The sequence below is a fragment of the Streptomyces sp. XH2 genome, assembly GCF_049725035.1.
GTDB lineage: Bacteria > Actinomycetota > Actinomycetes > Streptomycetales > Streptomycetaceae > Streptomyces > Streptomyces roseoverticillatus.
Genome location: NZ_JBMMMZ010000001.1, coordinates 457,979 through 478,838 on the forward strand (window position 1 = coordinate 457,979; position 20,860 = coordinate 478,838).

Here is a 20,860-nt window from a genome sequence, read left to right on the forward strand (position 1 = left end):
GTGACGTCCGGAAGCTCTGCGCCCGCCCCGGAGGCCCCGGGCCGGGTCGCCCGGGCGATCACGGTCTCCGGCAGGGTGCAAGGCGTGGGCTTCCGCCCCTTCGTCCACCGCCTGGCGACGCGGCTGGGGCTCGACGGATGGGTGCTCAACGCCGGCGGTCGCGTCGAGCTGATCGTGGCCGGGCCGCCCCCAGCGGTGCAGGCCCTTGCCGAGCGGCTGCGCACAGAGGCTCCGCCGCTGGCGGACATCCGCTGTCTGGCCGTGGCGGAGTTGTCCGTTCCGCCCCCGCCGCCGGGCTCGGGCTTCACCGTCCGGGCCAGTTCCCGGACCCGCGGCGGCCGGCCCGGCACCGGCGAGGTCCCGTCGGACGTCGCCACCTGCGAAGCGTGCCTGCGCGAGTTGTTCGACCCCGCCGACAGGCGTTACCGCTACCCGTTCGTCAACTGCACGGACTGCGGACCGCGCGCCACCGTCATCGCAGACCTTCCGTACGACCGCGAGCGCACCGTCATGCGGTGCTTTCCGCTGTGCGCCGCGTGCGCCGCCGAGTACGCCGACCCGGGTGACCGGCGCTTCCATGCCGAGCCGGTGGCGTGCCCCGACTGCGGCCCCCGGCTGGAGTGGGCGGGCCTCACCGGCGAGCCGGCCCTGCGCGCCGCGGAGTCGGTCGTCGCCGGCGGCGGCATCGTGGCGGTCAAGGGACTGGGCGGTTTCCAGCTGGTGTGCGACGCCACCGACGGGCGGGCGGTGGACCGGCTGCGCGCCCGTAAGCAGCGGCCGGCCAAGCCGTTCGCCGTCATGACCACCGATCTCGCAGCCGCCCGGCACCTGGCACGGCTGTCACCCGCCGGGCAGGCGGCGCTTGCGTCCCCGTCCGCGCCCGTGGTGCTGGCGCCGGCCCTCCGGGGAGCCGGCATCGCACGCGCCGTCCACCCGGGGACCGACCTGATCGGCGTGTTCCTGCCCACCACGCCGCTGCACCACCTGCTCCTGCGTGACCTCGGCAGGCCGCTGGTCGTGACCAGCGGCAATCGCTCGGGGGAACCCCTCGCCACCGACGAGCCGTCGGCCCGGGAAGCTCTGGCGGGCGTCGCCGACGGCTTCCTCTGCCACGACCGGCCCATCCGGGCCCGCTACGACGACTCGGTGGTGCGCCCGGTGGGCCGTACGGTCCTGACCGTGCGCCGGGCGCGGGGACTGGCCCCCGCCCCGCTCGCCATCCCCGTCGCGGCCTCCCGGCCGGTCGTGGCAGCCGGTGCGCAGCTGAAGCACACCTTCGCGCTCGCGGAGGGGGCCGGCGCCGTGCTCGGACCGCACACCGGCGACCTGGAGGACGCGCTGACGCTGGACGCCTTCGAGGCCGCCTACGCCGATTTCGTCCGGCTGACCGGGATCGAGCCCCGGGTCGTCGCCCACGACCTGCACCCCGGATACCTGTCCACCCGGTGGGCACGGTCCCGGCCCGCCGAACGGCGGATCGCCGTGCAGCACCACCACGCGCACGTCGCCGCCTGCGCCGCCGAACACGGGCTGGACGGCCCGTTCCTCGGGGTGGCCTACGACGGGCTGGGCCTCGGTGACGACGGCACGCTGTGGGGCGGGGAGATCCTGGTCGCCGACCTCGTCCGCTACCGCCGGGCAGGGCGTTTCGCCACCGCTCCCCTGCCCGGCGGAGCGGCGGCGGTGCGCAGGCCCGCTCGTATGGCGCTGGGGTACCTGTACGGGGCCGAGGCGCTCGGAGGGCCGGGTGTCCCGCCCTCCCTCACCGCATCGTTCGTCCGGCGGCTCCCGCAGGAGGAGACCCGGGTGGTCCGGACCATGGTCGAACGGGGCGTCAACTGCCCGCGTGCGTCCAGCGCCGGGCGTCTCTTCGACGCGGCGGCCGCCCTGCTCCGCCTGTGCGACGACGCCACCTACGAGGGACAGGCGGCCGTCGCCCTGGAGACGGCGGCGGGACACGAGCGCGCCGAAGCCCTCCCTTGGCGTCTCGCACGGGCCGGCGGGCTGTGGGTGTACGACCCCGTGCCCACCCTGACGGCCCTTCTCGACCGCGCGGTGACCGGCGAGCGGACGGGCGCGCTCGCCGCCGCTTTCCATCGCACACTGGCCGAGGTGACCTCCGGCCTGGTCGATCGGGCCGTCGCGGCCGGGGCACCGTCGACCGTGTGCCTGTCGGGCGGCTGCTTCCAGAACGCGCGCCTGCTCGCGGAGACGCGGTCCCTGCTCGAGAACCAGGGGTTGCGGGTGCTGGTGGGCAGCGCCGTGCCGGTCAACGACGGTGGAATCAGCTACGGGCAGGCGGCCGTGGCCGCGGCGCGTCTGAAGGAAGGGTGACGGCGATGTGTCTGGGCATTCCGGGCCGGGTGGTGGAGATCCACGACCGTGCGGGGCTCCGTATGGCCACGGTCGACTTCGGCGGGGTCCGCCGCGAGGCGTGCCTGGCCTACACGCCCGGAGCCGGCGTGGGCACGTACGTCGTGATCCACGTCGGGTTCGCCATCACCACGGTCGACGAGGCCGAGGCGGAACGCACCCTGCAGGTGCTGCGAGCCATGGCCGACGCCGTGGAGGGGGAGATCGGGGAGCCGCTGCCCCGCTCCCGCTGACGCGACGCAGGGCCGTCCGGGTCACTCCTGTGCCGTCGTGCCCATGCGGCTTCCGCCCACCGCGGGCCATGCTGGACGGTGAGGAGGCGACCGTGCCATGACCCGTACCCCGGAGCCGGCGGCCGGCGCGGTGTACGCGCTGCTGGCCGACGGGACGACCGTACGCGTCAGGCCCGTCGTGCCCGGGGACCGCGCCGCGGTCCTCCGGCTGTACGAACGGCTGTCCCCCGAGAACCTGCGGTTGCGCTTCTTCTCCGCCGGCCCCCGCGTCGCGCAGCAGGCGGCCGACGCTCTGTGCCGGGACGCCGGGCCGGGAGACCGGGCCCTGGCGGCCGAGGCGGGCGGTGACGTGGTGGGGCTGGCCGAGTATCACGCGGCACCCGTCGATCCGGCCGGAGGCGGACCGGCCGCCGCCGAGGTCGCCCTCGCGGTGGCGGACGAGTGGCACCACCGTGGCGTCGGAACGCTCCTGCTGGAACACCTCACCGACCTCGCCCGCGCCGAGGGGATCCAGGAGCTGACGGCCGACGCGCTGAGCGAGAATCTGCCGGTCATCCGGGTCTTCGCCGACCTCGGACTGCCCGTGCGAAGGCGTTTCGAGGGCCCGGAGATCCACATCCGGGTGGCGCTGACGCCCGACGAGCACTACCTGACGGCCCTGGACACGAGGGGACGCACCGCCGACGTCGCCAGCCTCCGGCCGTTGCTGCGGCCCGGCTCGGTCGCCGTGGTGGGCGCCGGTCACCGCCCCGGGTCCGTGGGACGGGCGATCCTGCGCAACCTGCGCGCGAACGGCTTCACCGGCCCGGTCCACGTCGTCAACCCGCACGGGCCCGCCCTCGACGGCCTGCCCTGTCACCCCTCCGTAACCGGCCTGCCGCAGACCCCCGACCTGGTCGTCCTGGCGATTCCCGCGCACGCGGTCCCCGCCGTCGCCGAGGAGTGCGGTGCACGCGGGGTACGGGCGCTGGCGGTGGTGACGTCCGGGCTCGACGCGTCCCGGGCGGCCGGGCTGCGGGCGGCCTGCCGCCGGCACGGCATGCGCGTGGTCGGCCCCAACTGCCTGGGTCTGGCCAACACCGAGAAGGACGTCCGGCTGGACGCGACCTTCGCCGCCCGCTTCCCGCTGCCGGGCACGGCCGGGGTCGCCACCCAGTCGGGCGGCGTCGGCATCGCCCTGCTGGACGGGCTGTCCCGGCTGGGCATCGGCGTGTCCACCTTCGTCTCCCTCGGCGACAAGTACGACGTGAGCGGCAACGACCTGCTCCAGTGGTGGGAGGAGGACGGGCGCACCGATCTGGCGGTGCTGCACCTGGAGTCGTTCGGCAACCCCCGTGCGTTCTCCCGCACCGCGCGGCGGGTGAGCAGACGCATGCCCGTGCTCACGGTGGACGCCGGCCGCTCGGAGGCCGGACGGAGGGCGGCGGCCTCGCACACCGCGGCCGCCGCCACGCCGACGATGACCCGGCAGGCGCTCTTCCACCAAGCGGGCATCATCGCCACCCGGACCATCGGGGAGCTGCTGGACACGGTGGCGCTGCTGCACTCCCAGCCGCTGCCCGCCGGCGACCGCGTGGTGGTGGTCACCAACGCCGGCGGCGTGGGGGTGCTGGCCGCCGACGCCTGCAGCGAGGCCGGGCTGAGCGTACGGCCCCTGGAGCCCGGCCTGGCGGCGGAGGTCGCGGCCGCCCTGCCGGACGGCGCCGCCGTCGGCAATCCGGTCGACGCGACCGCCGCCGTCCCGGAGGACCGGCTGCGCGCCTGCGTGGACCTGCTGGCGGCGCACCGGGACGTGGACGCCGTGCTGGGCGTCCTGGTCCCGACGGCCCTGACCTCGGCCACCGGCGACGACCTGGTGCGGGCGTTCACCCACGCCCCGTCGCGGGCGCCGTGCACGACGGCACTCGTCCTGGTGGACCGGTCCGCGCGCGTGGAGTTGCTGCCGGCCGAGCGCGGCGGAGCCGTGCCCGCGTACTCCGACCCGCAGGACGCCGCCCACGCCCTGTCCTGCGCGGCGGCCCACGCCCGTCGCCGGAACCGTCCGCAGAACCTGCCCGCGGAGCCGTCCGGCGTCGATGCGGACGGCGCCCGGGCGGAGGTGGCCGAACGTCTGGCCGAGCGGCCGGAAGGCGGCTGGCTCGACCCGGTCCGGTGCGCACGGCTCCTCACTCACTACGGCATCCCGCAGATCCCCTGGGAGTGGGTGTGCGACGAGGGGACCGCCGCGGCGGCGGCCGGGCGCCTGGCCGGCCCGGACGGCCGGGTCGTCCTCAAGGCCCACTGGCCGGGTCTGGTGCACAAGACCGACGAGGGTGCCGTCCGCCTCGACCTCCAGGGCGACGAACAGGTGCGAGCCGCCTACCGCGACTTCGCGGACCGCTTCGGTGACCGGCTCGCCGGCGTGGTGGTGCAGCCGCAGGCGCCGCACGTCCTGGAGCTGGTGGCGGGCGTCGTCCAGGACCCGGTCTTCGGTCCGCTCGTGCTCTTCGGCCAGGGCGGTACGGCCACCGACGTGCTGGCCGACCACGCCGCCCGCCTCGCCCCGCTGACCACCTACGATCTCGACGACCTCATCACCTCACCGCGCTGCTCCGCCCTCCTGTCGGGCCGCCACGGCGGCACCCCCGTCGACCTCGGCGCCCTTGAACGACTGCTGTTGTGCCTCTCCCGGATGGCGTGCGACCTGCCCGAGCTCGCCGAGGCCGACCTGAATCCCGTGGTGGCCTGCCCGGACGGCGTCATGGCGCTGGACGCCCGCGTGCGGCTGGAACCCCGCAAGGCCTACGACCCGTACCTGCGGCGCCTGCGCTGAGACCGGTGCCCGAACGGCCCGCACTCCTCCTGGCGCGCTCGGCGTGCGCCCCGCCGGGGGCGTGGTCAGGCTGAGGAGAGCACCTCCACCGAGCGAGCAGGAGACGCCATGCCCTCCGCGACGGCACCGCCGGACGCCGGCAGCACCGCCTGTGTGCTGGACCTGGGAGGCATCGGGGCTCTCGTGAGAGAGCTGCGCGCCCGGGGACGGACAGTGATCGGTCCGGCCGAGCGGGACGGTGCCATCGTGCTGGCCGAAATCGAGTCCGCCGACGAGCTGCCCTACGGCTGGGGCGTGGAGCTGGAAGCCGGCCGTTACCGGACCAGGCGGCGGGCCGACGCCGCGGCCTTCGCCCATAGTGCCGGCCCTCAATCGTGGAAGAACTTCCTGCATCCCGAGCGGGTGAGGCAGTGGAGCGCGGACCGCGGACCGGACGGCGGGATGACGGTCCGTGCCGAACGCCCCGAGCCCGGCTCGTTCGCCTTCCTGGGCGTACGGCCCTGTGACTTGAGGGCGATCCGGATCCAGGACCGCGTCATGACCGGCGGCCGGCACCGGGACGATGCCTACGAGGCACGCCGCACCGGGGCGTTCCTGATCGTGGTCGAGTGCACGGAGCCGGGCGCCACCTGCTTCTGCGTCTCCATGGGCACCGGACCGGCCGCGCAACCCGGCTACGACCTGGCGCTGACCGAGGTGCTGGACGACACCGGGCACCGCTTCCTGGCCCGCGCCGGATCCGGGGAAGGCGCGGAGATCCTGGCGGCCCTTCCGCACCGGCCCGCCGACGAGCCGACACGAACGCGGGCCCGCGAGGACGTCGAGGCCGCGGCCGGGCGGATGGGCCGCACCATGCCGGAGGTCGACCTGCGCGCCCTGCTCGCCGGCACGCTGGACGCCGAGCGCTGGAACGACGTCGCCGCGCGCTGTCTGACCTGCGGCAACTGCACCATGGCCTGCCCCACGTGCTTCTGCACCACCACCGAGGACGTCACCGACCTGACCGGCGACCACGCCGAGCGCTGGCGCCGCTGGGAGTCCTGCTACGACCTGGACTTCACGCACCTGCCCGGCGGCTCCGTCCGGAGCAGCGGGCGCAGCCGCTACCGCCAGTGGCTCACCCACAAACTGGGCACCTGGTGGGACCAGTTCGGCAGCTCCGGCTGCGTGGGCTGCGGCCGCTGCATCGTGTGGTGCCCGGTCGGCATCGACATCACCGAGGAAGCCCACGCCCTGCACCAGGAGTCCCTCGGCCGGCGGGACGGGCGGAAGGACGCGGAGTCGTGAAGGGCACGGGCGTGTTCGAAGCCATCCCGGAGGGCCCCCGGGCACGGCTCATGGAGCTGGGCCGCGCGGTGTCGTTCCCCGCAGGGACACGGCTCTTCGAGGAAGGCCAGCGGGCGGACCGCTTCTGGGTCGTCCGCACCGGCACCGTCAGCCTCGACGTTCACGTGCCCGGCCGCCGGGCGGCGGTCGTCGAAACCGTCGGGGCGGGCGGGCTGGTCGGGTGGTCGTGGCTGTGCCCACCGCGCCAGTGGCACCTGGGAGCCGAGGCGACCCGCCCGGTGGACGCCTGGGAGTTCGACGCGGCCGAGGTGCTGGCCCTGTGCGAGCGCGACCCGGCACTCGACCACGCGCTCCTCACCTACGTCGTAGAGGTCATCGGTCACCGTCTGCGATCCTCCCGGACCCGGCTCCTGGACCTCTACGGGCCCTACAGAAGCGGTGCGGCGGAGTGACCGCCGTCCCCCTCCCCTACCGGGTGACGAGCAACCGGCCCGAGACCGGCGACACCCGCACGATCGAGCTGCGACCGGTCGGTGGCGAACTGCCCGCGTTCGCACCGGGTCAGTTCGCGATGCTCTACGTCTTCGGGGTCGGCGAGATCCCGGTGTCCGTCGCCGGTCTGCGAAACGGCACGCTGACCCACACCGTCCGCGGGGTGGGTGCGGTGTCGCGCGCCCTGTGTGCCGTCCGCCCGGGTACGCAGGTGGGTGTCCGGGGCCCCTTCGGCACGGGCTGGGACCTGCCGAGCGCCGCCGGGCGCGACCTGCTCGTGGTGGCGGGCGGTATCGGTCTGGCCCCGCTGCGGCCCCTCCTCCAGGCCGCGTCGTCCTCGCCCGGCGACCACGGCCGGCTCAACGTCCTCATCGGCGCCCGGACGCCCGGGGACCTGCTGTACCGGGAGGAACTGGACGGCTGGGGGCGACCGTACTGCGGAGTGACCGTGGACCGCGCGGGCCCGGAGTGGACCGGCCGCGTCGGCGTGGTGACCACCTTGCTGGACCAGGCGGCGTTCACCCCCCAGGAGACCACGGCCTTCGTCTGCGGCCCCGAGGTCATGATCCGCGCCACCGCCCGCGAACTGCTGCACCGAGGCGTACCGGCGCAGCACATCCGCGTCTCCCTCGAACGCAACATGCACTGCGCGACCGGCCACTGCGGGCACTGCCAGCTCGGCCCCCTGCTCCTGTGCCGGGACGGGCCCGTAGTCGGCTACGACCTCGCCGGATCCCTGCTCGCCGTACGGGAACTGTGAGATGACCGCCCCCGTACCCTCCCGCCCCCGGCTCGGCGTGTTCAAGTTCGCCTCCTGCGACGGCTGCCAGCTGACCCTGCTGGACTGCGAGGACGAACTGCTGCCACTGGCCGCCGAAATCGAGATCGCCCACTTCGCCGAGGCCTCCAGCGACATCCGGCCCGGCCCGTACGACCTCTCCCTCGTCGAAGGTTCGGTCTCCACCCCCGAGCACCTCGAACGCGTCCGGCGCATCCGCGCCGAGTCCCGTCACCTGGTGACCATCGGCGCCTGTGCCACGGCGGGCGGCGTCCAGGCCCTGCGCAACTTCGCCGACGTCGCCGAATTCCGGGCGACCGTCTACGCGAAACCCGAGTACATCGAGACCCTCGCCACCTCCACGCCCATCTCCGCCCACGTCCCCGTCGACTTCGAACTGCGCGGCTGCCCCATCGACCGCGGGCAGCTGATCGAGGTCATCACCGCCTTCCTCGCCGACCGCCGCCCCGACATCCCCGACCACAGCGTCTGCTTCGCCTGCAAACGACGCGGCACCACCTGCCTCCCCGTCGCGCACGGCATCCCCTGTCTGGGACCGGTGACGCACGCGGGATGCGGAGCCCTGTGCCCGGCGTACGGGCGGGGCTGTTACGGCTGCTTCGGGCCGTCCGGCTCGACCAACATGCCCGCGATGATCCCGCTGCTCCGCAGTGACGGCATGAGCGACGAGGACATCCTCCGCTTCCTGCACACGTTCAACGTCCACGACTTCGCCGCGATCGAACCGCCCGGGGCGCTCGGCGCAGGGGAGTCGCCATGACGCACCGCGGCTCGCGCGTCCTGCACGTCGGCGCTCTCGCCCGCGTCGAGGGAGAAGGAGCACTGCGGCTGCTGATCAGCGACGGCACCGTCACCCGGGCCGAGCTGGACATCTACGAGCCGCCGCGCTTCTTCGAGGCGTTCCTGCGGGGCCGCCGGCACACCGAACCACCGGACATCACGTCGCGCGTGTGCGGCATCTGCCCCGTCGCCTACCAAATGAGCGCCTGCCACGCGATCGAGGACGTCTGCGGCGTCACCGTCGACGGGCAACTGGCCGCGCTGAGACGCCTGCTGTACTGCGGTGAGTGGATCGAGAGCCAGACCCTGCACATCTATCTGCTCCACGCCCCCGACTTCCTCGGCTGCGACAACGCGATCGAGCTCTCCCGGACCCACCGCGCGGACGTCGAGCGGGGGTTGCGGCTCAAGCAGGCGGGCAACAGCATCATGGAATTCCTCGGCGGCCGTGCCATCCATCCCGTCAACGTCCGCGTCGGCGGCTTCCACCGCACCCCCGCGCGCACCGAGTTCCGCCCCTTGGCCGAGCGCCTGCGGCACGCGCGCGACGACGCGCTGGCGACCCTCGCCTGGGTGGCCGGCTTCGACTTCCCCGAGGCCGAGTGCGACGCCGACTTCTTCGCCCTCTCCGCACCGGACACGTACGCCATCGAGACGGGCACCCCCACCGTGCTGCCCCACGGCGGCGGGCACGGCACGAGGACGTTCCCCGTCGCGGACTTCACCTCCCACGTGGTCGAGGAACAGGTCCCCCACTCCACCGCGCTCCAGGCCCGGCTGGACGGCCGGCGCCACCTCACCGGTGCCCTGGCCCGGTACGCCATCAGCGGCCACCGGCTCCCGCCCGCCGTCCGGGAGGCGGCACGGGCGGCCGGGCTGGGCGACCCGGACGCCGGGGAGATCTGCCGCAACCCCTTTCGCAGCGTCGTCGTCCGCGCCGTCGAAGTCCTCTACGCCGTGGACGAAGCACTGCGCCTGATCGACGTCTACGAGCGCCCGCCGCGCGCCGCCGTGGACGTCCCCCCGCGGGCCGGGACGGGCCACGGCGCCACCGAGGCGCCCCGCGGCACCCTCTACCACCGCTACATCCTCGACGCCCAAGGGCTCGTCACCGACGCCCGCCTCATCCCGCCCACCTCCCAGAACCAGGGCGCCATCGAGGAGGACCTGCGCCGAGTCGTCCAGGACCGGCTGCGGCACGGTGACGCCACCGACAGCGAGCTCACCCACCTGTGCGAACGGGCCATCCGCAACCACGACCCCTGCATCTCCTGCTCGGCCCACTTCCTCGACCTGACCGTCGAACGAGCGTGAGGAAAGCCGCGTGAAGTATCTCGACGAATACCGGGACCCGGAGCTCGCCCGCCGGCTGCTGGACGAACTCCACCGCACCGCCACCCGCCCCTGGCAGATCATGGAGGTCTGCGGCGGCCAGACCCACACCCTCGTCCGCCAGGGCATCGACGAACTCCTGCCCGCCGGCATGCGCATGATCCACGGCCCCGGCTGCCCTGTCTGCGTCACCCCGCTGGAGACCCTCGACCGGGCGATGGCCGTCGCAGCCCGCCCAGGGGTGATCCTCACGAGCTTCGGCGACATGCTCCGCGTCCCCGGCTCCCGGACCGACCTGCTCGCCCTGCGGGCCCGCGGCGCGGACGTACGCGTCGTCTACACCCCCATGGACGCGGTCGACCTCGCCGAGCACCACCCGGACCGGGACGTCGTCTTCCTCGCCGTCGGCTTCGAGACCACGGCCCCCGCCAACGCCATGGCCGTCCTGCACGCTTCCCGCCTGGGGCTGCGCAACTTCAGCATGCTGGTCAGCCACGTCCTCGTACCACCGGCCATGACGGCGCTGCTGGAATCGCCCGAATGCCGGGTCCAGGCCTTCCTGGCGGCCGGGCACGTGTGCGCGGTCATGGGATGGACCGAGTACGAGCCCATCGTCGCCCGCCACCGGGTTCCCGTCGTCGTCACCGGCTTCGAACCGCTCGACCTGCTCGAAGGCATCCTGATGGCCGCACGGCAGCTCGAGGAGGGCAGGGCCGAGATCGAGAACCAGTACGTGCGGGCCGTGCGCCGTCAGGGCAACGGCGAGGCGCAGTCCGCCGTAGCCCGTGTCTTCCGGGTCACCGACCGCGCCTGGCGCGGCATCGGCGACCTCCCCCGAAGCGGCCTGGAACTCCGCCCGGAATTCGCCGCGTTCGACGCCGCGCGACGCTACGACGTCGACGGCCTGCACTCGGCGGAGCACCCCGAATGCATCGCCGGCGGCATCCTCACCGGCGCACGACTGCCCACCGACTGCACCGCCTACGGAATCCGCTGCACGCCCCGCCACCCGCTCGGCGCGCCCATGGTGTCGGCCGAGGGCACCTGCGCGGCGTTCCACGCGGCGGGGCGCGTCGCCGCCACCGCTGCCACCGCCACGGAAGGGCCGGCCTCGTGATCACGGAATGCCCTGTCCCCCGTCCGGAGAGCGAACGCGTCCTGCTCGGTCACGGCGCCGGCGGCCGGCTCACCGCCGAACTCCTGGAGCGCACGATCCTTCCCGCCTTCGGCGGGCGGGAAGGCCCGCTGGAGGACGCTTCACCCTTGCCCGGGCTCGGCGAGCTCGTGATGACGACGGACGGCTTCGTCGTCAGCCCGCTGTTCTTCCCCGGCGGGGACATCGGCTCCCTCGCCGTCCACGGCACCGTCAACGACCTGGCGATGCGCGGCGCCCAACCCCTCGCCCTCTCCGTCGCCCTGATCGTCGAGGAAGGGCTCGAACTGGGCCGGCTGGAGGCCGTGCTGCGTTCGCTGGGCAAGGCGGCCCGGGAGGCGGGCGTGCCCGTGATCACCGGCGACACCAAGGTCGTGGGCCGGGGCGCGGCCGACCAGGTGTTCATCACGACGACCGGCATCGGCAGACGCCTCCCCGGCCTCGCTCCTTCCGCCGCCGGTGCCCGCCCGGGCGACGCCGTGCTGCTGTCGGGTCCGATCGGCCTGCACGGCACCGCCGTGCTCAGCACCCGGGAGGGGCTGGGCTTCGAAGCCGACATCGCCTCCGACACCCGCCCCCTCCACCGTCTCGTGGCGGCCCTCGCCCCGCTCGGCGACCGGCTGCACGTCCTGCGCGACCCCACCCGCGGCGGGCTGGCCGCCGCGCTCAACGAGATCGCACGCGACTCGGGAGTGGCGGTCGACATCGACGAGAGCGCCGTACCGGTGCCCGGGCCGGTCGCCGCGGCGTGCGACATCCTCGGCCTCGACCCCCTGCACGTGGCCAACGAAGGCTGCATGGCCGTCCTCGTCGCGCCCGACGCTGCCGACGCGGCCCTGGCCGCCTTGCGCTCCCTGCCGGAAGGCGGCGGCGCCGTCCGCATCGGAGACGTCCTGCCGGCCGGCGGGCACCCCGGCCGTGTCGTCATGCGGACGGTCGTAGGTGCCCGTCGCGTGGTGGACATGCCGCTCGGCGAGCAGTTGCCCCGTATCTGCTGATCCGCCGCATCGAGGGACCATGGAGGTGAGGCTCCCGGGCATTCACGCCCCGAACCCCGGATGACCTGGGGAAGTGAATCGATGATGTTCTGGTACGACCACGGCGGCGGCTGGGGCCTGTTCGCCATGACGGTGAGCATGGTCCTGTTCTGGGCGCTGATCATCACCGTCGCGGTCCTGCTCTTCCGTTCACTCGCTCGTCCGCCGCAGGGCGGTCAGCACACCGGCCGGCACCCGGGCCCGCCGCCCGGCCCCGCCGAGCACATCCTCGCCGAGCGGTACGCCCGCGGCGAGATCGACGAGGAGGAGTACGCGCGGCGCCTGGCCACCCTGAGAAACCCGCCGCCAGGCCCTGCGGGACGATGACGACAGGGCGGGCACGCCCGCCGGCGCACCGCGCACTCCGCGGCGGGGTCGGCCCTCGTTCCCGGGCCCGCTCCGCCTTCAGACGCCCGGACGCGGGTACGGCCCTCGGTCCGCCTGCTCGCGCAGAGCGCTCCAGGAGACGGGCCCGAGGAGGTCCGCCAAGCGCTGGAGGGCATCGGCGAAGAGGTCGTCGACGGTGAGGACGCCGACGAGCCTCCCGGCGTCGAGCACAGGAAGACGCCGGATGTCCTCACGCCGGTACAGCCGGTAGGCCACGTCCACCTCGTCCGACGCACTCACCGTCACCACGGCTGTGCTCATCAGGCTGGTGACAGGCTCGTCCGGACCGGCGCCGTCGGCCAGACCGCGCACCACGAGGTCGCGGTCGGTGAGGATGCCGCACAGAGCGTCGCCATCGGTGACCATGACGCAGCCCACCGCCTCTTCCGCCATGCGTGCGGCCGCCTCCGCTGCGGTGGCCCGGTGGCTCACCGTGACCGGCGGCGTGGTCATGAACGCCGACACCTTCATGGCCCGGCCTTCTGTCCGCAGCCCGTGTCCGCAATGCGGTCTCGCACCGGTCCCCCGTGGCTCAGTCGTGCGGTACCACGGCGACCGGGCAGCGAGCATGGTGCACGCACGCCTGTGCGACGTTCCCCAGACGCGGCGCCACTGCGGGGTGATGCCTGCGCCTGCCGATCACCAGGAGCTCGGCTCCCTCGGAAGCCGCCAGCGTCGCCCGTGCAGCGTTCCCCAGCCGGACCGTGCTCGTCACCGTGACGCCCGGGTTGCGCTCGCGCCACGGTTGCACGGCCCGGGACAGCTTTTCCCCGGCATCCTTGCTGATCTCTCCCGCCACGTCCGGGTCGACGCCCCAGGGCGCGTAGGCCTGCACCGGCAGCGGGCACCCGTGCACCACATGCAGGGGCGCGCCGCGTGCCGCGGCCGTCTCGAAGGCGAACTCCAGCAAGCTGTCGCAAGGTCCGTGCAGACTGACGCCGACAGCCACACCGCCCACGCCGGAATCGGCGGGCGGCCGAGCCCCGCCCTCTGCGGACCGTACGAGCACCACCGGACGTTCCGCCCTGCCGGCCACCTGGAGGCTGATGTCCCCCAGGAAGAAGCTCTCCACGCGTTCCAGGCCACGCGAGCCCAGCACGACCATCGTCGACCCCTCAGCGGCTCTCAGCAATGCGGTCTCGGGGTCCTCCGCCACGAGGTCCTCGGTGACGGAGAGGTCATGGTGGCGCTCGCGCACGGACGTCGCGGCCGCCCGCACGATGCGCCGAGCCCAGTAGTTCTGATCCTTGTCGGCCGGAAGGCCGGTGGAAGGTTCGCCGGCCAGCAGGATCCACGCGTGCACAAGACGCAGTCCCAGCCCGCGCCGGTCCGCCTCGTCCGCCGCCCACAGGGCGGCTGCCAGGCTCTCCGGGGAACCGTCGAGCCCGACGGTGATGGGTGCCGGCTCCATGACGGTCACCTCCGTGCAATCGACGAGCGCCCTTGGGGCCCGCTGCGTAACGCGTCTCCTCCAGCCTGAGTCCGGCCCGGCGGAACGGCCACCGGAGCCGGGCTCGTCCCCGGAGCCGGACTCGTCCCCGCATCAGTCCTCGACGACGAGAACGTCTCGCACCGGGCGACGCGCCGTGACCGGGCCCTGCGGTCCGTAACCCAGGCGCAGGATCTTTTGCATCTGGCCACTGAGCAGCGGCCCGGTTTTGTCAAGGATCCACAAGGCGCCCCGGTCACTGAGGACGGTGGCGAGGGCGCCGCCCAGGAGACTGCCGACCGGGAGCGTTCCGTACACGACGCAGCGGATGCTGGAACTGATCCGGCCGGGCATCCCGGGCGGGCAGCACGCCTGCCGGAAGCTGATGGTGATCCCGTTTCCCGCCGCGATGCTGAGGCGTACCCGAAGCACGGCAGCTGCCGTCAAGGCGGGGTTGTTGTCACCAGGACCGTCGGAAAGAATGGGCACGACCGGCTGCCGGACCAGGCAACCTCAGATGCCGACGCATCACGTGCGCACGAGCCGATCACGCTCCAGAGAGCTTTGGAAGGCCGTTTCATCCCCGCTCATCGCCGATCCTGTGTGCACACCAGAGTCGACCTTGACCTGCCTCCCCCTCACCACCAGCACTCCCTATGACCACCTGCACCTGCACCTGCACAGACCTGATGTCCGGGAGTTCGAATGAGCGGGCACGCTCGGCCGGAGCCGGGGTTCTCACCCGAGAGGCTGGCCTTTTTCACGGACGCGATCTTCGCGATCGCGATGACGCTGCTGGCCGTCGAACTGGAGCGCCCGCACGAGCAGGAGCTGGCGTCGGCTCGTGCGCTGGGGAGCTTCCTGGCAGACCAGCGGGACTCCTACCTGGCGTTCGCGCTGGCGTTCGTCCTTCTCTGGTCAGTGTGGCGCCGCCACCACAGGCTGATGGACCAGATCGGCGAGCTGTCGAAGGCCTTCACCGCCTGGCACGCGCCGCTCCTGCTGCTGGTCGCGTTCCTTCCGTTCCCGACAGCGGTCATCGGCGCATCGATCAACAACCCGCTGGCGCAGACCCTGTTCGCCGGCACGATGGCGGCCCTGGACTTCTGCGAGGCCGCCATCAAGCACATCGCCGGCAGCACCGGCCTGGTCACCGGCGACCCCGCAGAAACCCACCAACACGCCGACAGCTCCTGGGGCGTCGGCCTCTGGTTCCTCCTCAGTGCCGGCGCCGCCTGGCTGTTCTCATACGCCTTCGTCCTATGGTTCTTCGCCCCGCTTGCCGCCACGTACGGCGGAGCACTGATATCCCGCCTGCGCACCTCCCCCGCAGGCCACCCGGACCCGCCCGACGGGCCCGCGCCGCGGGCCTGAGGCCGTCATGGGAACGGAACGCCGATCGACTGTGCCCCTGCGACCACTGCCCGGCCGGGGGCCTCAGTCCTGCCGTACGAGTACGGGGTGCTCGTGGTCGTGCTCGCAGGCGCCGTCGATTCCGTAGGTGTCCCACGCGGGGAACGGATCACCGGCTGGAAGGCTTTCGCCGTCCCGCATGAGACAGCCGGTCAGTGCTGTCCGGAGTTCCTCACTGCGCAGGCCGGTGCCGATGAAGACCAGTTCCTGGCCCTGAGCGTTGTCCGCGTCCTGGGCTCCCGAGGGTTCGAAGCGGGCGACGGAGCCGGCCTGCGACCACAGGCCGGTCACCCGGGGACGGGTAGCCAGCCGGAAGAAGCCCTTGGAACGCAGGATCCGGCCGTAGGCCCCGCTGTCGAGGCCTACGGTGGCGAACTCCCACAGACGGCCCGGATGGAACGGCGCGTCGGAGCGGAAGACCGTGCCGGAGATGCCGTACTCCTCGGTCTCCGGGACGTGGTCCCCGTTGAGCTCCAAGACCCAGCCCGGGGCCTGCTGCGCACGCTCCAGGTCGAACAGCCCCGTCGGCGAGCCCGCCCCCTCCTTCCAGTTCCGGCAGGAAGCCGGCGGCGTCGACGACCGTCACCATGGTGTCGAGGCGCGCCAGATCGCCGAAGGTGGCGCCGTCGTCGCGGGGAAAGGCGAAGGTCACCGCCACGGGCATCCCACCCCGGTCCACGCCGCCTGGACGGGAGTCCTCCTGCTCCAGCACCCCCAGTGGCTTCCCGTGCTGCGCGCGGAACAGGAAGCCGCCTTCACGGACCACCCGTCGGCCGCGCTCTCCTCACTCCTCAAACTCGAGCGCCTGGACCACTGTCTCCTGGAGGCCGAACGCCTGCACCCGGCCGTCTGGCTGCTCGCCCGCACCGCCGCACGCGACCTGTGCATCCACGGCTACCGGGTACCACGCGGCCATATGGTGTGCGTCTCGCCGGGAGCATCGCACCGCCTGCCGGGCGTGTTCCGCGATCCCGGGACGTTCGATCCCGACCGCTGCCTTCCGGGGCGGAAGGAACACAGCAACACGCCTTATGCCTTGATCGGCTTCAGCGGAGGCCGGCACCCCTGCCTGGGCATGACCTTCGCCCAGCAAATGATGAAGGTCATCTGGAGCGTCCTCCTGCACGCCTTCGACCTCGAACTCGCCGACCCCGACGTCCGCGAGGCCCGCGAGGCCCGCGAGGCCATGAGGCATCCGCCCCGTCGGCGGTGCACCGTGCGCAAACCGTGGCGGCACTCATCGCCACCTGCGCGCCGACCGCGATGTCCCTGCCCGTACGGCACGTCGCCCTCGGCCCGTCCGGCGTGGACGACCTCCCGCAGCACAGCAAGACCCGTACGGCCGGAGTCGTGATCCGCCAGGACTTCGCCTCGGCGCCGGAACGAGCGCTGATCGTCGGACTCCCGGAAGGGACGGCGCGCGAGGACGTCGACGGCTACACCCGCACCGTCTCGGCGCTGCCCCGGACGGCAGCCGTCCGCACCTTCACCGGTCAGTACCGCGGCGGCACGAGGGCCGAGGCGCCGGGCCCGTCGGACGCGCACGAGGATTCACCGGGCGGCCCCTGCTCATCGTCACGTCACGCGTTCCCCCGGCACGGAGGAATCGGCCGCCCTGGTGAGGCAGTTGCGTGCCCTTCCCGCCCACGGCCGTGTCCTCGTCGCCGGGCAGGCGGCGGAGGCGGTGGACGCCCAGTCGGCCATCCGGCGGGCCCTGCCCTGGTCCGGCGGTCTCATCGCGGCCGCGACCTTCGTGCTCATGGCGTTGTTCACCCGCAGCCTGCTGGTGCCGTTCAAGGCCGTGACGGTGGCGGCGGCAAGCCTGGCGGCCACACTGGGCTGCCTGGTGTACGTGTTCCAAGACGGGCACCTTCGGGGTCTCCTCGGTGACTTCCACGTCCCCGGGTACCTCTTCGACACGAGCACGGTCTTCCTGCCGGCAACCGCCTACGCCCTGTCCGTGGACTACGAGGTCTTCATCGTCGCCCGCATCAAAGAGGAGTACCTCGCGTCGGGCGACAACACCTCGGCCGTCGCCGCGGGAATGCAGAGAACGGGCTGATTGGTCACGGCGACGTCCCTCGTCTTCGCAACCACCATGGCCGGGCCCGCGACCTCTCAGCTCACCCCGCTCAAACCGACCGGGATCGGGCTGGCGCTGGCCGTCCTGGTGGACGCTGTGGTGGTGCGGGGGGGGAGCTCTCGTCCCCGGCCTGATGACTCTGGCGGGCCCGGCGAACCGGTGGCTGCCGGGGGCGCGGGGCCGGCGGAGCCGGGTTCGCCGCGAGACGTGACCTGCCACTGGCCGCACCGCCGAACGCCGGGAACCGCCGCGCACCACAATGGCTCTCGCATCACCCGATAGAGGTGTTTCACAGCGAAACTCCTTTCGAGTGGAGCGCGGTGCGAGAGCCTGAGCTCAAGGCCTCGGGGGCAGTCGGACAGGGGGAAACTCGTGAAACCACGCAAACGACTTGCCGTGCTCGCGGCGGCGCTGGCCGCCACCTTCGCGGCAGCAGCCCCGGGTGCCGGGGCGGCCGAACCACAGACACGCGCGGAGACGGCCGCGGCGGCGGTCGGCCCGTTCCAGGTCAGAAACCAGGGCACCGGCCGCTGCCTGGGCTTCCCGTACGGTGACGACCGCGTGCGGGTGTGGGACTGCACCACGGAGGCGCACCAGCTCTGGGACCTGGACGCCGACAGCCGGGGCCGTTACCACATGGTGAACCGCAGGAACGGCGAATGCCTCGCGGGCTACGCGCAGGGCCCGAGCGGCTGGGCGACCTGGCTGTCGACCTGCGACCGCAGCTTCACCAACGTCGACCAGCTCTGGTACGTCGACCCGGCGACCCAGTCCGGCCCGGCACGCATTGCGAACCTCTTCGGCCGCGTCCTCGAGCCCGACCGCGGCTGGAACGGCGCGAACGAATCGCCAGTCGTGACCAACGACAACCAGGGGCTTCCGAATCAGAAGTGGACCATCAAGTACATCCAGTGAAGTCCCCCCGGCCCGACTTACTCTCTGCAGTTCTCCGGAGGCGGGAGATGCGGGAGATGTAGGGGATGTCGGAAGTCTGTCGGCGGTGACCGTGATTCGTCAGCGGTACGTCGGTGGAGGTTGCGACCTTGGGCGGGGTCGGTGCTCCCCATGAGCACACTGCCCCGCACGCAAGGAGCCTGTCATCGTGTTTTCCGCATCCCAGAGCCGGCCGTGGGACGTTCACCGGCTGCCCTCTGCCGAGGGCCGGGTCTTCCTGGTCACCGGGGCAATGCCGGGATCGGCTACTTCGCAGCGGAGCAGCTCGCCGGCACCGGCGCCGTCGTCGTGCTCGGCAGCCGGGACGCCGCGAAGGCCGACGCCGCCTTGACCTCGATCCGCTCGCGCGTCTCCGGCGCGCACGTACGGACCCTTCGACTGGACCTCGCCGACCTGTCATCTCTGAGGACCGCCGTCGACAGGCTGGACGTCGATCGTCTCGACGCGGTGGTCTACAACGCAGGGGTCGCACTCGACGATCCGCCACGCCGAGAGACCGAGGACGGCCACGAGCTGATGTTCGGCACCAATCACCTCGGCCACTTCGCGCTCACCCAGTGGCTGGCTCCTCTGCTGTCCGCAGCGCCGGCAGGCCGCATCGTGACGGTGGGAAGCTTCGCCGCACGGTCCGAGCGACTGGATCTGGATGATCTGCAGTCGGCCCGGGACTACCGGCCCAAGCGCACCTACGGCCGGTCGAAGCTGGCGCAGATGTCCTTCGGCTTCGAACTCGATCGCCGTCTGCGCGCCGTCGGCAGCACGGTGCTCAGCGTGGTGGCCCACCCCGGCGGAGCACTCGACTCCCTCACTCCGTCCCGCCCGCCGGTACGCGTGACAACGCCCAGCGAGCGGCTGCGCGCTTTGCCCGCCGGACTCTTGGTACAGGGCAAGGACGCCGGAGCATGGCCCGTCGTCCGTGCCGTCCTCGACCCGGACGTGCGGGGAGGGCAACTGTGGGGGCCGAGGGTCTTCGGCCTGCGTGGCACACCACGGCGTGAGCCCATTCCCTCCCACACGGCCGACCGGGCCGTCGCCGCTCGCCTGTGGGCCGCCAGCGGTGAGCTGGCCGGCACCGATCCGTACCTCGGCTTCCGTTTCCGGTAGGCGCCAGGCAGCGGGCCGCGTCCCCGGGCACGGCCCGGCGGCCCGCTGAGCTGCAGAGCTGAGCTGAGCTGCAGAGCTGAGCTGCGGAAAGGTCAGGGCACGAACTGCACGCTGTTGAGCGAATCGCTGCCGACATCCAAGGCGCCGTGGGCCGGCACGTCCCGGACGACGCCGCTGCCGCAGACGGTGCTGTTGTAGACCTTCGCCCGGATATTGGTGTTGTTCTCGGCCCTGGACGCCGGGAACTCGAAGAAGAAGCAGGTGTTGTTGGGCGGGTCGACGAAGTTGCCCACCAATCCGCCCGTGCTCCGGTACGTGAACGAGCCGGTGGCGCCCTGGGCACTGGTGGAAAGGCCCGTGGCCAGCACGAGGGCCGTGCCGAGAGCCAAGGCCGCCCGGCCTGCCCGGGAGAGTACTGCGTTCATGGTGTACGCACCATCCTTGTGGTCAGCCGAACTTGATGCCCTGCGGCCGGTCGCCGCCGAATTCCAGCCTCGTCCCCTTGAACACGAACACCAGGAAGTCCGTGCAATCCCGGTCCCGGTACAGCACGGCATCCGTCCCGGTGCCGTTGCCGACCTTCACCGCCGGGGATTCGAAGAAGACGCAGACACCGTCCGACGGATTCTCCCGCCGGTGCTCCACGCCCTGTGAGTCCGTGTATGTCAGGACGCCGATGGCCGCAGGGGATGCGCCCGGGAATGCGAGGAGAAGAGCGAGTGACATGACCGGAGCCGTCGCCGCCCGCCCCGCTCGTCCCCATGTGACGCGCATGACCGCTCAGCCCCCCAACTTGGCGCTACGGGGCTTCGTCCCGCCGAAGACCAGGGACGATCCGGCGTGGATGGTGATGAGGAAGGTACTCTCCTCGCACAGACTGCCGGTGAAGAGCCTGCCGTCCGTGTCCGTGAAGTTGGCGACGCTGACCGCTTCCGCGGTGAAGCTGTAGCAGACGCCGTCGGTCGGATTGTCCTTCGCGTGGTCGATTCCGCTCGAATCCCGGTAGCTCAGCGTGCCGTTGGCCGCCTGGGCCTGGGCGGAGAGTCCGGTGACGAGGACGAGTGCGGCGCCGAAGGCCGCGACCGGTCTCGCGGTACGCCGCAAGGCCCGCCTCAGGGTGTCCATGGGTGCGTTCCCCCTTCCGGTTCTTCGCCGACGCGAAGGACCTTGATGTGAGAATCCGCCGATTTCA

General features: G+C 72.5%; 21 protein-coding genes and 2 pseudogenes. 16 read left to right on the forward strand and 7 right to left on the reverse strand.

The annotated features are described in order from the left end of the window. From hypF to ACOTKD_RS02105, 11 genes are all read left to right on the forward strand, one after another. The gene (gene hypF / locus ACOTKD_RS02055; protein ID WP_424887069.1) at nt 1-2,334 is read left to right on the forward strand and encodes a carbamoyltransferase HypF; all 2,334 of its coding nucleotides are present in this window, start codon (nt 1-3) and stop codon (nt 2,332-2,334) included. 5 nt (nt 2,335-2,339) lie between these two features. Further along, nucleotides 2,340-2,606 carry a HypC/HybG/HupF family hydrogenase formation chaperone gene (locus ACOTKD_RS02060; RefSeq protein ID WP_424887363.1) on the forward strand — a complete coding sequence of 89 codons (267 nt, stop codon included), beginning with the start codon at nt 2,340-2,342 and terminating at the stop codon, nt 2,604-2,606. Nucleotides 2,607-2,703: 97 nt separating this feature from the next. Beyond that, entirely contained in the window at nt 2,704-5,418 is a 2,715-nt protein-coding gene (locus tag ACOTKD_RS02065) for a GNAT family N-acetyltransferase (RefSeq protein WP_424887070.1), read from the forward strand. A 108-nt stretch (nt 5,419-5,526) separates the two neighbouring features. Next, complete coding sequence (locus ACOTKD_RS02070) at nt 5,527-6,705, forward strand: 4Fe-4S dicluster domain-containing protein (protein WP_424887071.1); 1,179 nt, start codon at nt 5,527-5,529, stop codon at nt 6,703-6,705. A gap of 50 nt (nt 6,706-6,755) precedes the next feature. Then, nucleotides 6,756-7,157, forward strand: coding sequence for a Crp/Fnr family transcriptional regulator (locus ACOTKD_RS02075; protein ID WP_424887364.1), 402 nt, complete (start codon nt 6,756-6,758; stop codon nt 7,155-7,157). Beyond that, complete coding sequence (locus ACOTKD_RS02080; RefSeq protein WP_424887072.1) at nt 7,154-7,957, forward strand: FAD/NAD(P)-binding protein; 804 nt, start codon at nt 7,154-7,156, stop codon at nt 7,955-7,957. The genes ACOTKD_RS02075 and ACOTKD_RS02080 overlap by 4 nt, the downstream gene beginning before the upstream one ends. 1 nt (nt 7,958) lies before the next feature. Continuing rightward, the gene (locus tag ACOTKD_RS02085; protein WP_424887073.1) at nt 7,959-8,756 is read left to right on the forward strand and encodes an oxidoreductase; all 798 of its coding nucleotides are present in this window, start codon (nt 7,959-7,961) and stop codon (nt 8,754-8,756) included. Further along, a complete protein-coding gene (locus tag ACOTKD_RS02090; RefSeq protein ID WP_424887074.1) occupies nt 8,753-10,090 on the forward strand; it encodes a Ni/Fe hydrogenase subunit alpha in 1,338 nt (445 codons plus the stop codon). The genes ACOTKD_RS02085 and ACOTKD_RS02090 overlap by 4 nt, the downstream gene beginning before the upstream one ends. Nucleotides 10,091-10,100: 10 nt before the next feature. Next, the gene (hypD, locus tag ACOTKD_RS02095) at nt 10,101-11,225 is read left to right on the forward strand and encodes a hydrogenase formation protein HypD (RefSeq protein ID WP_424887075.1); all 1,125 of its coding nucleotides are present in this window, start codon (nt 10,101-10,103) and stop codon (nt 11,223-11,225) included. Continuing rightward, complete coding sequence (gene hypE, locus ACOTKD_RS02100; protein ID WP_424887076.1) at nt 11,222-12,259, forward strand: hydrogenase expression/formation protein HypE; 1,038 nt, start codon at nt 11,222-11,224, stop codon at nt 12,257-12,259. Before hypD ends, hypE begins: the two co-directional genes overlap by 4 nt. Nucleotides 12,260-12,340: 81 nt before the next feature. Next, a complete protein-coding gene (locus ACOTKD_RS02105; RefSeq protein ID WP_424887365.1) occupies nt 12,341-12,625 on the forward strand; it encodes an SHOCT domain-containing protein in 285 nt (94 codons plus the stop codon). A 78-nt stretch (nt 12,626-12,703) separates the two neighbouring features. On the opposite strand, the gene ACOTKD_RS02110 is transcribed toward ACOTKD_RS02105, so the two are convergent. The 3 genes from ACOTKD_RS02110 to ACOTKD_RS02120 all read right to left on the reverse strand — a co-directional run bounded on the left by ACOTKD_RS02110 (nt 12,704) and on the right by ACOTKD_RS02120 (nt 14,561). After that, complete coding sequence (locus tag ACOTKD_RS02110) at nt 12,704-13,138, reverse strand: CBS domain-containing protein (protein WP_424887078.1); 435 nt, start codon at nt 13,136-13,138, stop codon at nt 12,704-12,706. Between the two features lie 79 nt (nt 13,139-13,217). Continuing rightward, nucleotides 13,218-14,096: a universal stress protein gene (locus tag ACOTKD_RS02115; protein ID WP_424887079.1), complete on the reverse strand. Its 879-nt coding sequence runs from the start codon at nt 14,094-14,096 to the stop codon at nt 13,218-13,220. 132 nt (nt 14,097-14,228) lie between these two features. Further along, entirely contained in the window at nt 14,229-14,561 is a 333-nt protein-coding gene (locus ACOTKD_RS02120) for a hypothetical protein (protein ID WP_424887080.1), read from the reverse strand. Nucleotides 14,562-14,819: 258 nt separating this feature from the next. On the opposite strand from ACOTKD_RS02120, the gene ACOTKD_RS02125 reads away from it, so the two are divergent. Next, a complete protein-coding gene (locus tag ACOTKD_RS02125) occupies nt 14,820-15,488 on the forward strand; it encodes a TMEM175 family protein (RefSeq protein WP_424887081.1) in 669 nt (222 codons plus the stop codon). Between the two features lie 63 nt (nt 15,489-15,551). Here ACOTKD_RS02125 and ACOTKD_RS02130 read toward each other — a convergent pair. Continuing rightward, a pseudogene (locus tag ACOTKD_RS02130) lies at nt 15,552-16,191 on the reverse strand (GTP-binding protein); the annotation flags it as partial. On the opposite strand from ACOTKD_RS02130, the gene ACOTKD_RS02135 reads away from it, so the two are divergent. The 4 genes and pseudogenes from ACOTKD_RS02135 to ACOTKD_RS02150 all read left to right on the forward strand — a co-directional run bounded on the left by ACOTKD_RS02135 (nt 16,135) and on the right by ACOTKD_RS02150 (nt 19,668). After that, entirely contained in the window at nt 16,135-16,881 is a 747-nt protein-coding gene (locus tag ACOTKD_RS02135) for a cytochrome P450 (protein WP_424887366.1), read from the forward strand. The pseudogene ACOTKD_RS02130 and the gene ACOTKD_RS02135 sit on opposite strands and share 57 nt — an antisense overlap. A 264-nt stretch (nt 16,882-17,145) precedes the next feature. Then, nucleotides 17,146-17,589, forward strand: a complete 444-nt coding sequence (locus tag ACOTKD_RS02140; RefSeq protein WP_424887082.1) for an MMPL family transporter — start codon at nt 17,146-17,148, stop codon at nt 17,587-17,589. Between the two features lie 393 nt (nt 17,590-17,982). Beyond that, on the forward strand, nt 17,983-18,525 hold the full coding sequence (locus ACOTKD_RS02145; RefSeq protein ID WP_424887084.1) for an RICIN domain-containing protein: 543 nt from the start codon (nt 17,983-17,985) through the stop codon (nt 18,523-18,525). Nucleotides 18,526-18,712: 187 nt separating this feature from the next. After that, nucleotides 18,713-19,668 (forward strand): annotated as a pseudogene (locus tag ACOTKD_RS02150) (SDR family NAD(P)-dependent oxidoreductase). Between the two features lie 92 nt (nt 19,669-19,760). Here the strand turns inward: ACOTKD_RS02150 and ACOTKD_RS02155 are convergent. Genes ACOTKD_RS02155 through ACOTKD_RS02165 form a run of 3 tightly spaced genes read right to left on the reverse strand, consistent with a single transcriptional unit; the run spans nt 19,761 to nt 20,793 of the window. Continuing rightward, on the reverse strand, nt 19,761-20,093 hold the full coding sequence (locus tag ACOTKD_RS02155; protein WP_424887085.1) for a hypothetical protein: 333 nt from the start codon (nt 20,091-20,093) through the stop codon (nt 19,761-19,763). Between the two features lie 22 nt (nt 20,094-20,115). Further along, nucleotides 20,116-20,394: a hypothetical protein gene (locus ACOTKD_RS02160; RefSeq protein WP_424887086.1), complete on the reverse strand. Its 279-nt coding sequence runs from the start codon at nt 20,392-20,394 to the stop codon at nt 20,116-20,118. A gap of 54 nt (nt 20,395-20,448) precedes the next feature. Next, nucleotides 20,449-20,793: a hypothetical protein gene (locus ACOTKD_RS02165; protein ID WP_424887087.1), complete on the reverse strand. Its 345-nt coding sequence runs from the start codon at nt 20,791-20,793 to the stop codon at nt 20,449-20,451. Nucleotides 20,794-20,860 lie beyond the last annotated feature (67 nt).

Coding starts and splice junctions, on each gene's coding strand:
- ACOTKD_RS02125 (WP_424887081.1), top strand. CDS start 14,820: ATGAGCGGGCACGCTCGGCCGGAGCCGGGGTTCTCACCCGAGAGGCTG.
- ACOTKD_RS02155 (WP_424887085.1), bottom strand. CDS start 20,093: ATGAACGCAGTACTCTCCCGGGCAGGCCGGGCGGCCTTGGCTCTCGGC.
- ACOTKD_RS02075 (WP_424887364.1), top strand. CDS start 6,756: ATGGAGCTGGGCCGCGCGGTGTCGTTCCCCGCAGGGACACGGCTCTTC.
- ACOTKD_RS02085 (WP_424887073.1), top strand. CDS start 7,959: ATGACCGCCCCCGTACCCTCCCGCCCCCGGCTCGGCGTGTTCAAGTTC.
- ACOTKD_RS02065 (WP_424887070.1), top strand. CDS start 2,704: ATGACCCGTACCCCGGAGCCGGCGGCCGGCGCGGTGTACGCGCTGCTG.
- ACOTKD_RS02060 (WP_424887363.1), top strand. CDS start 2,340: ATGTGTCTGGGCATTCCGGGCCGGGTGGTGGAGATCCACGACCGTGCG.
- ACOTKD_RS02160 (WP_424887086.1), bottom strand. CDS start 20,394: ATGTCACTCGCTCTTCTCCTCGCATTCCCGGGCGCATCCCCTGCGGCC.
- ACOTKD_RS02090 (WP_424887074.1), top strand. CDS start 8,753: ATGACGCACCGCGGCTCGCGCGTCCTGCACGTCGGCGCTCTCGCCCGC.
- ACOTKD_RS02105 (WP_424887365.1), top strand. CDS start 12,341: ATGATGTTCTGGTACGACCACGGCGGCGGCTGGGGCCTGTTCGCCATG.
- ACOTKD_RS02165 (WP_424887087.1), bottom strand. CDS start 20,793: ATGGACACCCTGAGGCGGGCCTTGCGGCGTACCGCGAGACCGGTCGCG.
- ACOTKD_RS02115 (WP_424887079.1), bottom strand. CDS start 14,096: ATGGAGCCGGCACCCATCACCGTCGGGCTCGACGGTTCCCCGGAGAGC.
- ACOTKD_RS02070 (WP_424887071.1), top strand. CDS start 5,527: ATGCCCTCCGCGACGGCACCGCCGGACGCCGGCAGCACCGCCTGTGTG.
- ACOTKD_RS02110 (WP_424887078.1), bottom strand. CDS start 13,138: ATGACCACGCCGCCGGTCACGGTGAGCCACCGGGCCACCGCAGCGGAG.